At 33.1% G+C, this 15,786-nt stretch carries 12 protein-coding genes; 8 read left to right on the forward strand and 4 right to left on the reverse strand.

What is annotated here, in order from left to right:
- Positions 1-4 precede the first annotated feature (4 nt).
- The 7 genes from KKQ76_RS07220 (at position 5) to KKQ76_RS07250 (ending at position 8,647) form a co-directional block, all read left to right on the forward strand.
- Entirely contained in the window at positions 5-394 is a 390-nt protein-coding gene (locus tag KKQ76_RS07220) for a hypothetical protein (RefSeq protein WP_213196528.1), read from the forward strand.
- A 66-nt stretch (positions 395-460) separates the two neighbouring features.
- Complete coding sequence (locus KKQ76_RS07225; RefSeq protein ID WP_213196530.1) at positions 461-3,631, forward strand: efflux RND transporter permease subunit; 3,171 nt, start codon at positions 461-463, stop codon at positions 3,629-3,631.
- Positions 3,615-4,946, forward strand: a complete 1,332-nt coding sequence (locus KKQ76_RS12835; RefSeq protein WP_246501361.1) for a TolC family protein — start codon at positions 3,615-3,617, stop codon at positions 4,944-4,946. The genes KKQ76_RS07225 and KKQ76_RS12835 overlap by 17 nt, the downstream gene beginning before the upstream one ends.
- Positions 4,947-4,953: 7 nt before the next feature.
- Positions 4,954-5,520: a cytochrome b/b6 domain-containing protein gene (locus tag KKQ76_RS07235; RefSeq protein ID WP_213196532.1), complete on the forward strand. Its 567-nt coding sequence runs from the start codon at positions 4,954-4,956 to the stop codon at positions 5,518-5,520.
- A 51-nt stretch (positions 5,521-5,571) separates the two neighbouring features.
- On the forward strand, positions 5,572-6,705 hold the full coding sequence (locus KKQ76_RS07240) for an efflux RND transporter periplasmic adaptor subunit (protein WP_213196533.1): 1,134 nt from the start codon (positions 5,572-5,574) through the stop codon (positions 6,703-6,705).
- Between the two features lie 20 nt (positions 6,706-6,725).
- Positions 6,726-7,823: a VIT1/CCC1 transporter family protein gene (locus tag KKQ76_RS07245; protein WP_213196535.1), complete on the forward strand. Its 1,098-nt coding sequence runs from the start codon at positions 6,726-6,728 to the stop codon at positions 7,821-7,823.
- Between the two features lie 116 nt (positions 7,824-7,939).
- Positions 7,940-8,647: a hypothetical protein gene (locus KKQ76_RS07250; RefSeq protein ID WP_213196537.1), complete on the forward strand. Its 708-nt coding sequence runs from the start codon at positions 7,940-7,942 to the stop codon at positions 8,645-8,647.
- On the opposite strand, the gene recG is transcribed toward KKQ76_RS07250, so the two are convergent.
- Positions 8,644-10,737, reverse strand: coding sequence for an ATP-dependent DNA helicase RecG (gene recG, locus KKQ76_RS07255; RefSeq protein WP_213196539.1), 2,094 nt, complete (start codon positions 10,735-10,737; stop codon positions 8,644-8,646). The genes KKQ76_RS07250 and recG overlap by 4 nt on opposite strands.
- A gap of 103 nt (positions 10,738-10,840) precedes the next feature.
- Between recG and KKQ76_RS07260 the strand changes: the two genes are divergently transcribed.
- On the forward strand, positions 10,841-11,896 hold the full coding sequence (locus KKQ76_RS07260; protein ID WP_213196541.1) for a hypothetical protein: 1,056 nt from the start codon (positions 10,841-10,843) through the stop codon (positions 11,894-11,896).
- A 234-nt stretch (positions 11,897-12,130) separates the two neighbouring features.
- Here the strand turns inward: KKQ76_RS07260 and KKQ76_RS07265 are convergent, their stop codons facing one another.
- The 3 genes from KKQ76_RS07265 to KKQ76_RS07275 form a co-directional block, all read right to left on the reverse strand.
- The gene (locus KKQ76_RS07265) at positions 12,131-12,667 is read right to left on the reverse strand and encodes a thioredoxin family protein (RefSeq protein WP_213196543.1); all 537 of its coding nucleotides are present in this window, start codon (positions 12,665-12,667) and stop codon (positions 12,131-12,133) included.
- Between the two features lie 18 nt (positions 12,668-12,685).
- Positions 12,686-14,203 carry a peptide MFS transporter gene (locus KKQ76_RS07270; protein WP_213196545.1) on the reverse strand — a complete coding sequence of 506 codons (1,518 nt, stop codon included), beginning with the start codon at positions 14,201-14,203 and terminating at the stop codon, positions 12,686-12,688.
- 116 nt (positions 14,204-14,319) lie between these two features.
- Entirely contained in the window at positions 14,320-15,699 is a 1,380-nt protein-coding gene (locus KKQ76_RS07275) for a peptide MFS transporter (protein ID WP_213196547.1), read from the reverse strand.
- Between the last annotated feature and the right edge of the window lie 87 nt (positions 15,700-15,786).

Genomic DNA, 15,786 nt, shown 5'->3' on the forward strand with positions numbered 1-15,786 from the left:
TCAGATGAAAAGACATTTTTCAATATTTATCTTAACAATTTACCTCTTTAGTTTTACAGAGGTAAAAGAAGTATTGAAAATTCCTGCATTAATCGAACATTATCAGGAACATAAATCTGAAAATAAAAACATCAGTATTATTGGGTTTATCGCGCTTCATTATTTAAGCGGTAGCCAAAAAGACAGTGATTATGAAAAAGATATGAAACTGCCTTTTAAAGCCCATGAAATTTCTTCAGTCAGCTTTGCTATCCAAGACTTACCTAAATCTTTTGAGTTAAATTTAGCTCAAACTAAAAAGTTTTTTGAAGAAAAAAACCAGAACTTTCATTACACTGAAAGTTTTATCAATCCACATTTACTTTCATTTTTTCAACCGCCAGAGCTGATTTAATTTATTGGTATAGAAAACTCATTACTATTTGGTTTTGAGACGTTTCACTCTATAAATTAAATTAAAATGCTTAACAAAATCATAGAATTTTCCATCAAGAATAAACTGATTATCGCTTTATTCACGCTTGGATTAATCATTTATGGAATATTTGAGGTAAGAAAATTACCTATAGATGCTGTTCCTGATATTACAGACAATCAGGTACAGATTATTACCGTTTCCCCAAGTTTGGGAGCACCAGATGTAGAAAGATTCATCACTTTTCCGCTAGAACAAGCCAATAATAACATTGCAGGAATTAAACAAATGCGTAGTTTTTCGCGTTTCGGACTTTCTGTAATTACTATCGTTTTTAAAGATGAAGTAGATTTACATTGGGCACGTCAACAAGTTGCAGAAAGACTTCAGCAAGTTTCTAAAGATATTCCTACCAGTTTAGGAACACCTTCTATGGCACCCATTTCTACAGGTTTAGGAGAAATTTATCAATATGTAGTTCGTCCGAAAAAAGGTTATGAACACCGTTACAATGCGATGCAACTCAGAACTATTCAAGATTGGATTGTTCGCAGACAATTATTAGGAACGGAAGGAGTTGCAGATGTAGCGAGTTTTGGTGGAGATTTAAAGCAATATGAAGTTGCCGTAAATCCTTCTCAACTGAAATCTATGGGTGTAACCATGACCGAAGTTTTTGATGCATTACAAAAAAACAATCAAAATACTGGAGGCGCTTATATAGAAAAAGGTCCGAGTGTTCTTTTTATCAGAACCGAAGGATTAATGGGAAAAATTACAGATATTGAGAACACTGTAGTTAAAAATTTAGAAGACGGAACACCAATTTTGATTAAAAATATTGGAACCGTACAATACGGAAAAGCCATCAGATACGGCGCAATGACTTACAACGGACAAGGAGAAGTTGCAGGAGCTGTGGTGATGATGATGAAAGGAGAAAACTCAAACGAAGTCATTAAAAAAGTAAAAACAAGAATAGAAGAAATCCAAAAAACTTTACCAGAAGGCGTAAAAATAGATGCATTCTTAGACCGAACCAAAATGGTAAATAATGCCATCGGAACAGTTGAGAAAAACCTTTTAGAAGGTGCACTAATTGTAGTTTTCGTATTGGTATTATTCCTCGGAAATCTGCGTGCTGGATTTTTGGTCGCTTCTGTTATTCCGCTCTCCATGCTTTTTGCCATCATTATGATGAATATTTTTGGAGTTTCAGGGAATTTAATGAGTTTAGGCGCATTAGATTTCGGATTAATTGTAGATGGAGCCGTCATTATTGTAGAAGCGGTTTTGCATAGATTACAACACTTGAAAATCTATCAAAATCAAAGCATTTCTCAAACCATGATGGATGACGAAGTCTATACTTCTTCTAGCAAAATGATGAATTCTGCGGTGTTTGGACAAATCATTATCCTAATCGTTTACTTACCAATTCTCACTTTAGAAGGTGTAGAAGGTAAAATGTTTATTCCGATGGCGCAAACTGTAATTTTTGCATTATTGGGAGCATTTATTCTTTCTTTAACTTATATCCCGATGATGAGCTCTCTTGTTTTGTCTAAAAAAATTGACAATAAGAAGACCATTTCGGATAAAATGATTGAAAAAATTGAGAAAAACTACGATAAATCATTAGAAAGAGTTTTAAAAGTTCCTAACTTAATATTCTTCGGGATTGTTGGTGTATTTTTCTTTGCCGTTTTTATAATGACCAGATTAGGTGGAGAATTTATTCCAAGTCTTCCTGAAGGAGATTTCGCAGTAGACACCAGAGTTCTACCAGGCAGTAATCTGAAAACTTCTACAGATGCTGTTCAAAAGTCATCACAGATTTTAATGAAAAAATTCCCGGAAATTGAAAAAATTGTAGGGAAAACAGGAAGCTCCGAAATCCCAACCGATCCTATGCCAATTGATGCTAGTGATATGATGATTATCTTAAAACCTCGTGCTGAATGGACTTCTGCAACAACTTATGATGAACTCTCAGAAAAAATGTCTGCAGAATTGAAGAAAAATATGATTGGCGTTACCTACTCTTTCCAATATCCTGTTGCAATGCGTTTTAACGAATTAATGACAGGAGCAAGACAAGATGTAGTTTGTAAAATTTTTGGAGAAAATCTTGACACCTTAAAAGTTTATGCTGAAAAATTAGGTCAAATTTCTAAAAAAATACAAGGCGCACAAAATATTTATGTAGAACCCGTTTCAGGAATGCCACAGATTGTAATTACTTACAAACGTGAAGCCATGTCACAATTTGGACTCAATGTAAGTGATGTAAATAATATCGTGAATACCGCTTTTGCAGGACAAGCTACAGGCTCTGTATTCGAAGGAGAAAAGAAATTTGATTTGGTGGTTCGTTTAGATGGAAACCAAAGAAAAAATGTAGACGATGTCAATAATCTACTCATCTCTACTCCTTCTGGAATCGAAATTCCACTCAGTACAGTTGCAAATGTGGAATTAAAGGAAAGCATTAACCAAATTCAGCGTGAAAATGCTCAGCGAAGAATCATCGTTGGATTTAATGTAAGAAACCGAGATATACAATCTACGGTAGAAGATTTACAACAAAATGTAGAAAAACAACTGAAACTTCCTGCTGGTTATTCTATAAAATATGGTGGAACTTTTGAAAATCTTCAACAAGCAAAATCACGTTTAGCAATAGCCGTTCCGGTGAGTTTATTTTTAATTTTATTGATGCTGTATTTTGCATTTAATTCAGTAAAATACGGATTGCTCATCTTCTCTGCAATTCCACTTTCCGCGATTGGAGGAATCCTCTCACTCTGGTTAAGAGACATGAATTTCAGTATTTCTGCGGGAGTTGGTTTCATCGCATTATTTGGGGTTGCGGTTTTAAATGGCATTGTTCTTATTTCGGAATTTAACCGCCAAAAAACAATACAACCAGATTTAAAAACTGCAGTAATTATAGGTGGTAGAACCAGATTAAGACCTGTTTTAATGACTGCCTTTGTAGCATCTCTAGGATTTTTGCCAATGGCAATTTCTACAGGTGAAGGTGCAGAAGTTCAGCGACCACTCGCTACAGTTGTAATTGGTGGTTTATTGTTGGCCACTTATCTTACGCTTTATCTTTTGCCAGTAATGTACATTTGGTTTGAGGCACATTTCCCTGAAAAAAATAGAAAATTGCAAGAAATAGAAGATACTGAAGATGGATACCAACTATAAATCTAAACACAGAGACACAAAGAATTTCACGGAGAACACCGTGAACTCTAATAATTTCTCTGTGACCTCTGTGGTAAAAAATAAATCAAATAAAATGAAAGAAAAATTTTTAAAAATATTCACTTTTCTAATTTTTGGAATAGGATTTTCACAAACTCCTATTTCGTTAGAAAGTGCTATCAATAAAGCTTTGGATAATAATTTAGCCATCAAGGACGGAACATTAAGGGTACAATATCAAGAAAAAATGCAACGTTCTGCTACAGTTATTGATCCATTGATGATTTCGGGAGAAATCGGACAAATGAATTCAGCTTATGTTGACAATAAATTTTCGGTTTCTCAAACAATTAGATTGCCAAAATTTTACAACAGTCAGAAGAAAGTTTTAGCAGAAGAATATAAAAATTCTATGTTACAATTGGATGTTCATAAATGGCAACTCAAAAAAGAAATCTCTTTGATTTACAATGAGTTAAAATATCTAGACGAGAAGAAAAAACTGCTCAAAAAAGCAGACAGCATCTTTTCTCAATATTACAAAAGAGCTGAACTTAGACTGAAAAAAGGAGAAAGCAATCTCTTAGAAAAAGCGACTGCCGAAAACTTGAGAAGTCAAGCAGAACTGCAACTCAACGCACTCGAAAAAGACAGAGAAATTGCTTTGCAGAAATTTAATTTCCTCATCAATGATGGAACTTTTTACCAAAATGATAAAGAAAAATATACTGTTTTAGATATTAACAATCTTGGTGAAAATTTCTCAGGAAATCCAATTATTTTAAAACAATTGGAACAAGAAAAAAACATTCAAAACGCTAAACTTTTGGCTGAAAAATCTAAGCTTACTCCTAGTTTTAACATTGGGTACAACAATATGTCTATGTACGGAACGGGTGCAGATGATAAATTTTATGAACGTTCGGCAAGATTTCACTCTGGTATGGTAGGAATAGGTTTACCTGTTTTTAATTCAGCACAGAAATCAGTGATTGAAGCTCAGAAAATCAACCAACAAATCGCTGAAAATAATTATCAGCTAGGTTCATTACAACTGAAAAATCAATACACACAGAACTTTAATCTTTATCAAAAACTAACGGACGAGATTTCTTACTATCAGAAAACAGGTTTGGCAAACAGCGAAAGCATCTTAAAAACCGCCAATAACCAATATTATAACGGAGAAATCAATTATTTAGAATGGACTCTTTTAGTGAATCAAGCATTTGAAATTGAAAACAAATACACGGATCGATTAAAAGAACTCAATGACATTATTATAGAAATCAACGCGCTGAAAAGCGATAATTAATTAAAAGATGAAAAAATTTACCGCAACACATAGAATTATACATTGGGTTATCGCAATTTCAATGTTCGTATTATTAGCCACTGGATTTTTAAGAATGTATTGGATGGGCAGAAAAACCATTTCTGCTGCTATCAATAACGAACTTGCCGCTAAAGGTTTAGCATTACCAGAAGAAAGCGTTCGTGCTATTGCAAAATCTATCATCAATCCAATGTTTGAGTGGCACGTTAACTTTGCTTATGTATTGGTTTTTGCTTTTGTTTTAAGGATAGTTTATATGCTGGTAAAAGGCATTAAATTCCCTAATCCTTTTTCTAAAACGGCTTCTGGAAAAGAAAAATTCCAAGGGACTATTTATTTTATTTTCTACTTTTTAGTGGTGGTAGAAGCTGCAACAGGTATGATGCTAAAATTTGAATTAGCAGGAGAAAATATTTTAGAAAAAGCCGAAGAAATTCACAAACTAGCCATTTATTGGATGCCAGGATTCATCGTCCTTCACTTTGTAGGAATTACCGTTGCCGAATTGACCAACAAAAAAGGAATTGTTTCTAAAATGATTGGAGGAGAATAATCCTTAATCAAATGAAAATTTTAATTTTTTTAAGCAAAAAATGAATCAAAAATGAAAAAAATAATTTCAATTATAACGATAACTCTTCTACTCTTTTCTTGTGGCAAAAAAGAAGAAACTGCCAAAGAAGAATTTGAAGTATTAGCCGCTGAAAACCAAATTACGCTGAACGATAACCAAATCAAAAATGCGGGTATAGAAATAGGAAATTTAGATTACGAAGATATTTCAGCAAAAATAATCCTCAACGGATCTGTAGATGTTCCGCCACAGAATTTAGCAAGCGTTTCTGCACCAAGTGGTGGTTATGTGCGTTTTATTCGTCATATGCCAGGAATGCACGTAGATAAAGGCGAAACCTTAGCTGTTTTAGAGGATCCACAGATTGTTCAGTTGCAGCAAGATTATCTTTTGGCAAAGTCTAATTTAGGTTACGCACAAAAAGATTATGCTAGACAAAGTGAATTAAATCAAAGCAAAGCTGCATCAGATAAAGCGATGCAACTCGCCCAAACTGAAGCTCAAAATCAAAATATTTTGATGAGAGGAATGGCCGAAAAATTGAGAGCTCTTGGAATAAATCCGAATAATCTGAACGCTGGAAACATCAAAAGAAGTGTGGCGGTTACATCTCCTGTTTCTGGTTATATCTCTAGTGTGAATGTAAAAATGGGACAATATGTTTCACCTACAGAAAGACTTTTTGATGTAGTAAACACAGGAGATATTCATCTTGCACTAAAGGTTTTTGAAAAAGATTTGAATAAAATTGCTTTGAACCAAAGAGTCTTTGCCTATACCAACCAAAATCCACAGAAAAAATACGCTGCAAATGTTATTTTAATTGGCAGAGATTTTCAGCCAGATAAATCTGTAATTATTCTCTGTCATTTTATGGAATATGACAAGAGTTTAATCCCTGGAACATATATGAATGCAGAAGTAGAAACTAAAACTGAAACAGGAAATACCGTTCCTGATGATGCCGTGGTAACTTGGGAAGGCAAACAATATATTTTTGAAGAAATACAACCAAAAACCTATAAAATGTTTCCTGTAACCATAGGAAATTCGGAAAATGGGAGAACAGAAATTTTGAACCTTGACGAAAAGGCTAAAAACAAGAAATTTGTAACGAAAGGAGCTTATTATCTATTGATGGGACTTAAAAATGTAGAAGAATAACACCACAAAACACCCACAAAATGAACTTAAAAAACATCCAAACCGAAGTAGATGCTTCTTTTCTGTACGGTTTATTAGCAGAGAAAGAAGAAGACCAAAATGTAAAAGAAATTTTTTTACAAATGTCTGCCATCGAAAAATCTCACGCAGTAGCATTTTTACAGAAAGTAGGACTCACGGAAAAAGACATGCCGAAACCTTCTACAAGAGCAAAAATTCTTAAAAAAATTGGAGGAATTTTAGGTTATGATTATGTTTTAGGGGTTTTAATGGATACCGAAAAATCATTGTCTAGCTCTATCGGAAAAGCCAGAGTTAATACAAAAACTCAAGCATCTATTTCTGATACAGCTCACGTGAAAATTTTAGAAAATATTCTTCAAAACAATCCTAAAATTGGAGGAAATGCTCTTTCTCGTTTTGAAAAAAGACATCGTTCTGTTGGCGGAAACGCACTTAGAGCAGCTGTTTTAGGAGGAAATGACGGTTTAATTTCCAACTTTTCATTAATTATGGGAGTTGCAGGAGCAAGTAGCGGACAAAAAGAAGTACTGCTCGCAGGTTTAGCTGGGCTTTTAGCAGGTTCATTGTCTATGGCATTAGGAGAATGGATTTCGGTACAGAGTTCCAAAGAATTATACGAAAACCAGATGTCTCTGGAAATGGATGAATTAGAAGTAAATCCCGAAGGAGAATTAAAAGAAATAGAATTGATTTACAGAGCGAAAGGAATTCCTGTGGAACAAGCAGCACAAATGGCAACAGAACTCATGAATGACAAAGATTCTGCACATCAATTTTTGGTAAAAGAAGAATTAGGAATCAACTCCGAAGAACTGAAAGGTTCTGCCATGGAAGCCGCAATTTCTTCATTCGTATTATTTGCAATTGGAGCCATTTTACCACTTTTCCCGTTTTTCTTTTTAGGAGGAACTCCAGCAATTATTGCCAGTGCTATTTCTAGTTCCGTTGGTTTGTTTTTAATAGGTTCTGCCATTACTCTTTTCACAGGAAAGAGCATTTGGTATTCAGGTTTCAGACAAGTTATTTTCGGATTATTGGCTGCAGCAATCACTTTCGGAATCGGTAAATTAATTGGCGTTTCTGTGATAGGATAAAATTTTAAAACATTTCAACTCAATTTTTAAAAATGCCGTGACAAAATTCATGGCATTTTTTTTCAAAAAACCACTCTTATAGTTCTTCAATAAAGGATTTTTTGTAAATTAGTCCTATGAAAAAACTAATAATCACTGCCCTAATTTTATTGAGCTATCAAGTTGAAGCTCAAATCAAAGCTGTAACTGACGAAGGAAAAGAAGTGGTTCTATTTGATAATGGAACTTGGAAATTTGCTAACGATAGTGATGCAAAAGTTCTAGAAACCATCACTACCAATGAAACTCCATTTAATAAAGATAAAGCTTCCACATTTTTATACCGAAGCAAAAAAGTAAATGCGGGAGTTTATGTAAATCCTAAAATCTGGAAAATTACCGATGCTTTTAAAACTCCAGTTTTAGAATATGCTTTTGTAAACAGTTTAAATCCTAATACTTTTGGATTGTTAGTCTCTGAAAATATAGAAGTAGGAAGTTTGAAAAATCTGAAAGATCTCATCATTATCAATACCCAAAATAGAGCAGATTATTTTAAATTAAAAGAATCTGAATACAGAACTGTAAATGGTTTAAAAGTTCTTTACCTAAGATACATTGCGAATACTAAAGGTCTTGATTTTGAATATCAAATGTATGCTTTTCTTACAGACAATGGATATTGCTCTTTAACCAGTTATGCTTTTGCTAAAAATTTCGACCAAAATAAAGCAGAATTAGACCGATTCTTAAATGGTTTGGTAGAAACAAAAAAAGCAGAAGGCACTCAAACAGTAGAAGTATATACATCACCACCTCCAGCAAAAATTAAGAGTAAAAATTAAGAGATTTTCCCCCATTTATTTTTGCCTTTGTACTGCTTAACGTAGTAATTTCTAAGGCTTTGATGCTCTGGAAGCTGTAGATTTCCGTCTATTTTTAGCAAATGTTCTACGGTTTCTTTTGCTGCTTTTATGATATTTCCATCATTTACCAAATCCAGGCGTTTAAAATCTACCATTCCGCTTTGTTGAGTTCCCAGAATATCTCCAGGACCGCGCAATTGCATGTCTACTTCAGAAATTTTAAAACCGTCATTGGTTTCGCACATGGTTTTGATGCGTTTTCTAGATTCTGTGGAGAGTTTATCACCCGTCATCAGAATACAATAGCTTTGTTCAGCTCCTCTTCCTACTCTACCACGAAGCTGGTGCAACTGTGAAAGCCCAAATCTTTCGGCACTTTCTATCACCATTACTGAAGCATTCGGAACATTTACACCCACTTCTATTACGGTAGTTGCGACCATAATATCTGCTTTTCCTTTGGCAAAATAATTCATGGCTGCATCTTTTTCATCGGGTTTCATTTTCCCGTGAAGCATGGTGGTATTATAATCTGGAAGCGGAAAAATTTCTGAAATATGCTCAAAACCTTCCATTAAATTTTTATAATCCAGCGTTTCAGATTCCTCGATTAATGGATATACAAAATACACTTGTCTGCCTTTGGCAATTTCTTCTTTGGCAAAACCATAAACAGAATTTCTATCTTTTTCTCTTCGGTGAGCTGTGATAATGGGTTTTCTACCAACAGGCATTTCATCAATTACCGAAACATCTAAATCAGAATAATAGCTCATTGCCAAAGTTCTAGGAATAGGTGTAGCCGTCATTACCAAAATATGCGGTGCAATTTTATTTTTAGCCCAAAGTTTTGCTCTTTGCGCTACTCCAAATCTATGCTGTTCATCAATGATGGCTAATCCTAAATTTTTGAACCGAACAATATCTTCTAAAACCGCATGAGTTCCTACTAAAATCGAAAGTTCACCATTTAAAAGTTCTTCATGAATCATTTTTCTTTCGGCGGTTTTGGTAGAACCGGTGAGTAATCTTACTTTAACATCTGTTTCCTTCAATAAATCTGCAATCGAATTAAAATGTTGAGTTGCCAAAATTTCTGTAGGCGCCATCATACAACTTTGGAAACCATTATCCATCGCCAAAAGCATCGCCAAAAGGGCCACCATCGTTTTACCAGAACCTACATCTCCTTGCAATAATCGGTTCATTTGGATAGGTTTTTTCAAATCATTTCTGATTTCTTTCAGCACTCTTTTTTGGGCATTGGTTAATTCAAAAGGAAGGAAATTTTCATAGAAATTGTTGAAATTTTCGCCTACTATCGGAAAAGGATTTCCAATGGTAAAACTTTTGTTGTAATTTTTTTTCAAACCGTAACCCAACTGAAAAAAGAAGGCTTCTTCAAATTTTAATCTTCTGTCTGCATGTTTTGCAAAATCTGCATTTTGTGGAAAATGAATGTTGAGATATGCTTGTTGACGACTCATCAATTTCAGAGATTTCATGAGGGAAACTGGCAAATTTTCTTCGATTAACTGAGGAATCTGCGAAATGATGTTGGCTTGAACCGTTTGAAAAAATTTCTGGTTTAGTCCACGTTTCGTCAATTTTTCTGAACTTGGATAAATAGGTCTGAGTCTTTCTTCTGCCGATTTCTTGTCTTCTAATTCAATTTCTGGATGCGGCATAGAAAAACTATGGTTAAACTCTTGAATTCTCCCAAAAATATAGATTTCTCGGTTTACGGGAATCTGTTCTTTCATCCAATTAGAATACTGAAACCAAACTACATCTAGTGTTCCTGTTCCGTCTGTAAATTTCCCAGAAAGTCGTTTTTTTCCTTTGGCATAAGTGATTTCCTGCAATTCTGTAATCCTACCTTTGAGTTGAATTTCCAAATTATCTTCCTTGATGTCTGCAATTTTATAAACTTTCGATTTATCCAAATATCTTATCGGAAAAAAATGCAGAAAATCTTCCACCGTTCTAATATCTAAGACATTAGCAATCAACTTGGCACGTTCTGTACCAATTCCTTTTATAAATTCTATGGAAGTGTCTAGATTCAAAATTACAATTTAGGATTTTCGGAATGTGAAATTAAGGAAATTCTTAAAAAAATTAGAATTATTTTTTAATTTTGGAAGTATAAATAAATAAAAACAATAAAACATGTCAGAAAGAGATGATTTCTCTGAAGCTACAAAAAAAATAATCGCTTCTCGAGCTGGATACTTATGCAGTTTTTTAGGTTGTGGTCAACTCACTTTAGGTCCAAGTAATGAAAGTTCTACAAGTATATCAAAAAATGGGATGGCTTGCCATATAAATGCAGCTTCCCCTGGAAGAGGCTCTAGAAGATATAATTTTGAAATGAGTATAGAAGAAAGAACACACGCAAATAATGGAATTTGGATGTGTTATGATCATGGAAAATTAATTGACGATGATGAATCAAGATTTACAACAGATATACTTTTAAAATGGAAAGAAATTGCTGAACAAACAGCAAAAATTATGCAGGAAAGAAAATGTACATATGAAGATGCTATCTCAATTTACAACTTTTCAAATCTTATTACTGATAAAATATCATTTAATAATTTAGGTCATGAAACAGAAATAATAGGAAACACTTTAAAAGATTGCTGCACCGAAATTTCTTGGGGTAAAAAATCAGAAAATATAACTCGAGACTATTTGATTGAATTAGCAAGAAATGCATTTATTCATGGATCTGCAACAGAAATTGAACTTGAAATTCTTGAAGATAAAATTATTTTAATCGATAATGGGAATGAATTTAATCCAAAAAAATTATTAGAATCTAAAAAAATAAGAGGTGGATTTATTGCTGCAGAAACATTTCAAAATAACGATTGTAATCTAGTAACAACTTACAAAAGAGATTATAATAAAAATATTTATTCAATCTCAAAAATAAGAAAAGCTGAAGATGTTGAGTCGCTTACGCCTTGTAATTTAAGAATAACTTATGACGATTTTAGAAAAGGAACTTTAGATTTTTCAATTTTTGAACACTGCAATGAAATTTTTGTGATTCTTCCAAATTTTTTAACTCCAAGTGATATTGGATTAATAATTAATCTACGTGATGAGTTATTAAAATTAGAAAAGCAAATAAACATAGTTTACTACGATATCTCAGAGCATTTAGTAAAATGGATTATTGATGAAAATCCTTATTGGAGAATTATTAAAATATAAGTTATCAAAAAAATCAAATAGATTATTTGGTATTTTAATTCACTATACTTTTAATGAAAAAAGTCTTCTAATCATGAAAGTCTTTTTTATTCTGTTTTGGCTAAAGCCAAATTGATTTTTATGATTTCTAAAACGGACTAAAGTCCGTTCCTATTGATAAAAATATTCATAAATCCTGTGGATTGCTTCTTTATTTAATTCTTCGCAAAGATTTTTCAAAAACCATAACTCAAATTACTCTTTAATCTTAGATTTAAACTTCTTCTGATAGTTTTCCCATTGTTCACGGGTTTTGATATTTTTATATTCGCCTTTAGAAAATAGAGTGATATAAGGTTCTAATTCTTTGGCAGAGAAATATCCCATCAAATTGGTAATCGGTTGAGCATTTTCGTCTAAAAATACCAAAGCTGGATAGCCATTGACATTCATAAACTTCGCGAACTGGTGCATTGCATTTTTGCTTTTTGCCTTGGTAGCAAAATCAGGATTGGTAAAAACTCTGTCGTAAAAATTAACCGTCTGATTGCCTTCTGCATTGAATTTTACAGCATAAAAATTTTCATTGATGTATTTCGAAATAATAGGATGTGAATAGGTTTGTTTATCCATCAATTTACACGGTCCACACCAATCTGCATAAAAATCGATGAGAATCTTTTTTGGATTGGCTTTTTGAGCAGTTAACGCTTGTTCCATCGTCATCCAATTCACTTGTGAAAAGGAAAAACTGAACACCCAAAGAAATAACATCGATAAAGTAGCTTTCATACAGTAGTTTTTATGTGGTTAATGAACCTCTTGCATTAATTTTTTCACAAAAGGAGATATCAAAATCAGTACCAAACCAGCCACTAAAGCATAGATTCCTAAATCTTTATATCCTTCTGTGTAAGTAATTAATTTTTCATAGTTGGTTGCCCCTTCCTTTGCTGAAGCCATATTTGCACCAATAATTCCTGCGACATATTGTCCGTAAGCTGAAGCCAAAAACCAAGTTCCCATCATTACACCTTGTAGTTTTTCGGAAGAAAGCTTCGTCATAATAGACAAACCAATTGGCGATAAGCATAGTTCACCAAAGGTAATAACCAATAAAGCAATTGTGAAAATATTCAGAGAAGTTATCCCTTGAAGAGTGGCAAAAAATTTAGTCGCAAAAAGCACATAATATCCTAATCCTAAAAAGATAAATCCTAAACCAAATTTAATGATTGTATTAGGCTCCATCTTTCTTTTGCTTAACCAAAGCCAAATAAAACTGAAAACAAATGCAAAAATAATCACAAAAAATGCACCTCCAGAATTATTAATACCATTAGGATCAGCATTAAAAAAAAGCAATTTTTTATCGAGATGTTCCGCCGCAAAAATACTCAAAGAACCGCCACTCTGCTCATAAATTCCCCAAAAAAGAATAGAGAAAACAATAAAAACCAAAGCTGCCCACAATTTATTTCTTTCAGCAGGAGTGACTTTGGACATTTCATAGAAAAGATAGAGCAAAGTTAATGGACCAATCGTCCACATAAAATAATCTGTATATTCTGGAACAGAAACCATTTTCATGATTACCGGAACTAGAACTAATGTCAATATATAGGTTCCGTATTCTTTCCATTTTTCTAGAGGCTGATAAATACCATCAGAATTTAATTTTTGAGGTTGTAAACCAATAGGTCCTAAACTTCTTTGAGTAAAAATAAAATTAACTAAACTTATTATCATTACCAAAGCTGCAAAACCAAAAGCAAAATTCCATCTTTTATCTTCTGGAATAAAGCTAGAAAACATATCGCCTTTTCCTACAGCAATACAAATATATCCACCAATAAAAGCTCCTATATTAATACCTGCATAAAACAATGAAAAACCAGCGTCTGTTCTATTATCATTAGATTTATACAATTGTCCAACCATGGAAGAAATGTTAGGTTTAAAAAAACCTGTTCCTACAACGGTAAAAGAAATACCCAAAAAGAAAAACTGATGAGGATCTATTGCTAAAATTAAACTCCCAACTATCATCAGTAAACCTCCCCAAAATAGAGATTTCCTGAAACCAAGGATTTTATCCGCAAAAAGTCCGCCCACGAAAGTAAATGCGTATACAAAAGCTTGAGTAGCTCCATATTGCAGTTGTGCATCATCTTTTTTCATTAATAATTCGTAAACCATAAAAAAAGTGAGCATTCCGCGCATTCCGTAGAAGCAGAAACGTTCCCACATTTCAGAGAAAAAGAGTGACCAAATCTGGCGAGGATATTTACCTTTAAAATCTTGAATTTGTTCGAGAGTTAAATTCATTTTAATTGTATTTCTTGTTAAAAACTTTGGCAAAGATTTTTAAACTTTGGCAAAGTAGTACGAAAATAAAAAAAACCACCGATGTTTCGATGGTTTTTATAAGATATTTTAATGAATTATTTAACACCGTGCATCATTGCAACCAATTTTTTATTTAGTAATACGAGCCCTAAACCACAAATGATAACAAAAATTGACACATACAAGAAAATATTACCAGCTCCCATACTTTCAACATATGATGCCAAATAACCTCCAATTACATTAGCAAAGAAAGATGCTAATAACCAAACACCCATTAGCAATGAAGCTAATTTTGGAGGAGATAATTTTGTAACAACAGATAAACCAACTGGTGACAAACATAATTCACCTATCGTATGTAATAAATACGTAAATACTAACCATAGTAAACTCGCTTTAATAGTATCATCAGCAATATTACCACCTCTTTCAGCAACTGCTCCTAACATAAAGAAGAAACCAACTCCTAATAAAATCATACCTAATCCCATCTTAATAGGTGTAGATAATTTTTTACCAGCTTCTGAACTCCAAAACACACTAAACAATGGTGCTAAAAGAACAATAAACAATGGATTAACTGATTGAAACCATGAAGTTGGAATTGTAAATCCAAAAACATTTCTATCAATAAATTTATCAGTGTACAATGATAAAGAAGATCCTGCTTGTTCAAAACCAGCAAAGAAGAAAATTGCAAACAAGAAATAAACAAATATAACCGCAATCCTTTGTTTTTCTGCCTTTGTTAATGGTTTATTTGGATCAGCTACTTCTCCAGTATCTGCATTAGGAGTAGAATTTAAACTACCTGGCTTTTTACCTAAATCTCCTAAATACTTTTGAGCCAACATATTAAAAGCAATTTGTCCTAAAAACATACCAATTGCTGCCGCTAAAAATCCGTAACGGTAACCATAAGAGATAATATTATTACCTGTTTCGTCTTTTACTGCAAATATATTATCTGTTAAAAAACCTATTACTAATGGAGCTAAGAAAGCACCTAAATTAATACCCATGTAAAATATAGAAAACGCTGAATCTCTTCTCTCATCTCCATCTTTATAAAGTCCACCAACTAATGTTGAAATATTAGGTTTGAAAAATCCATTTCCAATAATCAACAAAAACAACCCAAGATACAACCCAGTATGAGATCCTATTGAAAACAATATCAACTGCCCCACCATCATTGTAAGACCACCAATAGTAATTGATAATCTTTGACCTAAGTATTTGTCGGCTAGCCAACCACCAATAAGTGGTGTAAAATATACAAATCCTGTAAACCAACCATAAATTAAACTAGCTGTCCCTTCATCAAAAGCAAGTCCCCCTTCTAAAAAGGTTTTAGTAAGATATAGGATCAAAATCCCTCTCATACCATAATAAGAAAAACGTTCCCACATTTCTGTGAAAAATAAAAGGTATAGTCCTTTAGGATGTCCTTTTTGTTGTGCTGTATCCATATTTTTATTGTTAATTTTTTGTTAAGACTAGCAAATATAGTTTTTTTTTGGTTTAGTCAATAAAAAAGTCAGCACTAAAAGTACTGA

The organism is Cloacibacterium caeni (assembly GCF_907163105.1).
Classification (GTDB): Bacteria; Bacteroidota; Bacteroidia; order Flavobacteriales; family Weeksellaceae; genus Cloacibacterium; species Cloacibacterium caeni_A.